This is a genomic window from uncultured Corynebacterium sp. (assembly GCF_946998835.1).
Taxonomy (GTDB): Bacteria; Actinomycetota; Actinomycetes; order Mycobacteriales; family Mycobacteriaceae; genus Corynebacterium.
In genome coordinates, this window is sequence record NZ_CAMQAZ010000067.1 from 1 (window position 1) to 2,727 (window position 2,727).

The 2,727-nt window shown below is 56.1% G+C and carries 2 protein-coding genes and 1 pseudogene; 1 reads left to right on the plus strand and 2 read right to left on the minus strand.

The annotated features are described in order from the left end of the window. The coding region (locus tag Q0U90_RS11570) for a pseudouridine synthase (RefSeq protein WP_297455327.1) at positions 1-814 on the plus strand (814 nt) is incomplete at its 5' end. Positions 815-961: 147 nt separating this feature from the next. On the opposite strand, the gene Q0U90_RS11575 is transcribed toward Q0U90_RS11570, so the two are convergent. Next, positions 962-1,951 (minus strand): DDE-type integrase/transposase/recombinase, encoded by a 990-nt coding sequence (locus Q0U90_RS11575; RefSeq protein ID WP_297455330.1) that lies wholly within the window; start codon positions 1,949-1,951, stop codon positions 962-964. Positions 1,952-1,980: 29 nt separating this feature from the next. Further along, a pseudogene (locus tag Q0U90_RS11580) lies at positions 1,981-2,727 on the minus strand (hypothetical protein); the annotation flags it as partial.

The following is a 2,727-nucleotide window of genomic DNA, read 5'->3' on the forward strand; positions in this document are numbered from 1 at the left end:
CCTCCAGCGCTTCGCCGTCGGCGAAGTCGTCCTGCGCGACGGCACCCCGCTCTCTCCCAACGATATCTTGCAGCCAGGCACAGACGTCTTCTTTTATCGACGCCCCGCCCCCGAAACTCCCGTACCGTTTACTCACACCGTGGTGTTCGAAGACGATAACGTCCTCGTCGTCAACAAACCGCCGTTCTTGGCGACGATGCCACGCGCCGCCCACATCACGGAGACCCTCACCGTCCGCCTTCGCCGCGAGACCGGCAACGAGGAGCTCACACCGGCGCATCGCCTCGACCGCATGACGAGTGGATTGTTGCTACTGACGAAGCGCCGTGAAGTCCGCGGGGCGTACCAGGACATGTTCGCCCGCCGAGAAGTCCGCCGCCTGTATTCCGCGGTTGCTCCTTATGATCCTTCGCTACCTGCCGGACCTTGGCGGCATCACATCGTCAAAGAACACGGCGAAGTTGCTTCCAAGATTGTCCGCGGAGCGGAACCCAATTCAGAGACGCTGTTCCTTGGCGCGTCCCGTTTGCCTTCGAACGAAGAATCAGTGCTTCAAGAACGCTACGGAGTGCAAGGGCAGCTCGGGCGCTATCTCCTCGAACCGATCAGTGGACGCACGCACCAACTGAGAATCCAGATGTTGGACGCCGGGGTGCCCATCATCGGCGACTCTATCTACCCCGTCCCACATCCTTTTGGGGAGGACGACTTCACCAAACCAATGCTGTTGGAATGCATTTCCGTTGCCTTCACCGACCCGCTCTCCAGCAAGGCCGTCCACTTCACGACCGACCCATCGGTGCCCTGGCCATAAACCCTCTCGGAGTACCAATAGTGTGTCTCCAACGGTAGCCGAGGCAGCTGTGCACCACATTCCGGGTCTTCGAGACTGTGCGGTGGCGTTTCCCCAGCTCACGCCCCCTGCCGCTCTGTGTCAAGTGGTTGTGGTCCGGAATCATGGTTAACAATGCATCATCAATGCACGCGGCGTCGGCGCTGTCTTAGTTGTTGTGCGGATAATTGTGACTTTCTCAGGCAACCCAATCGGTGTTTTCGGTCGCGCGGTAATCAACCCATCAGCAAGGGCTTGCTCGACGGCACTTCGCCGGTTGGCCTCCATCTGTTGCCACGTGCCGTCTAGCACGCTTTGCGGTGTGTACCCATTAATCCCACTGTGGGGCCGGTGGTTATACAACGTTGTAAACTCATCAACCCAGGCCGCTGCATGTTTGATGCTGGCAAAAGCCCTCGGGTAGTAGGCCATACCTTTCATGGTGTGAAACAACGACTCCATATGCGGATTATCGTTGCTAATCGACGGCCTGCTGAAGGAGCGTTTGACCTGGTGGGCATCAAAAAGTCTGCCAAGGCTGCGACTGGTCATCGCTGCCCCGTTATCGGAGTGCACCGTGTCGACATCAGGGTGTGCGGCAAAGATTTCTTCAAACATATGTCGTGCCACGCGGGAATCTTCGTGGTGGGCAACAACTGCGCCGACAACAGCACGGGAATATAAATCGATTGCGGTATGGCAGGCGTAGTACTGGTTTGTGTACTTGCCTGGAAGATAGGTGATATCCCAGCACAGCACTTGACCTGGCCGGTGTGCTTCAACATGTGGGGGCTGGTTGTTGCCGCGTGCACGCCGCGGGCGTGTTCTGCTTGTGCCGTGGCGTTGTGATAAGAGTTTGCCGTGTGCTTTGGCAACCCGGTAGAAGCTACGCAAGCTGGCGATATAGCACCCATTGTTCAATGCGTGGTAGAAGACATCATCCACACTCGAATACGGATTAGCATCCAACAAGGCCAAAATGTCGTTGACTTGCGCATCGGTTAAGCGTTTGATGTTGCGTTTGTGATGCGGGATCGGATCTTGCTTCTTCGGGCGAGGATTGTCCTGGTAATACCGCCTGGAACGGGCCACGCCTAACACATTGCAGGCTTTCCTCATTGAGTGCCCGATACCAACGAGTGCTTCGATTAGCTCGTTTTCTTGTTGTAGGCCTGCCTCATAGCGTTGTGTTTGTTCGCCTGTGAGGATTTTCCCGCCGCGTTTGAGTCCCCGCCATGCTTCTTTGGCAGAGACGCTATAGCTTTTCCCAGTACATCACTGGTGTCCTTCCACAGCTTGTTTTCTTTGCGCAGCTTGGCGTTTTCTCGTTGTAGTGCGTTGTATTCCTTGCGGGTAATGGTGACCATGTCGTTGTTGGTGGTCTTGGGGGTGTTCAAGGGTTCTGCCTTTCTCGTGTGCGTGTAGTGGGCAATCGTGCCGTTTGCGACTTTCTCGATCCAGCCATGCATCGCTGACTGCAAGATACCGTGTTTATCCAGCAAGGCTTGTTTTGTCCCATGCGGGGCAGCCACATACTGGTGGACAAGTGAGATGATTGCTTCAGCGTCTAACACCACCGGTACAGGGGTAGTTGCCCCGGTATAGACTGCGGCGCGTTGTTGCTGGGTAAACGTGCCAAGATCAAACCGCTTCATCCACCGAATCACTCGTGATGCGTCCATGTCGTGACGGGCCAGCCAAACCTTCTTTGTCCCGTACGGTAGTTGGTGATAGATCCTGACCATCTGCTGTTTCTGGGTATCGCTATAGGTGACAATCCCGCGATCTTCAGTGTTGGGGATAAACACGACTGCCGCAGCATCCGGCATGACCAACTCACTATCGGAAAGCGTGGCACCGGGTGCAAGGGTGACAGTCGGCAACGCCAGCACATC

Bases quoted from the DNA above. Each gene is read 5' to 3' on its own strand.
- Q0U90_RS11575 (WP_297455330.1), bottom strand. From the start codon at position 1,951: ATGAGGAAAGCCTGCAATGTGTTAGGCGTGGCCCGTTCCAGGCGGTAT.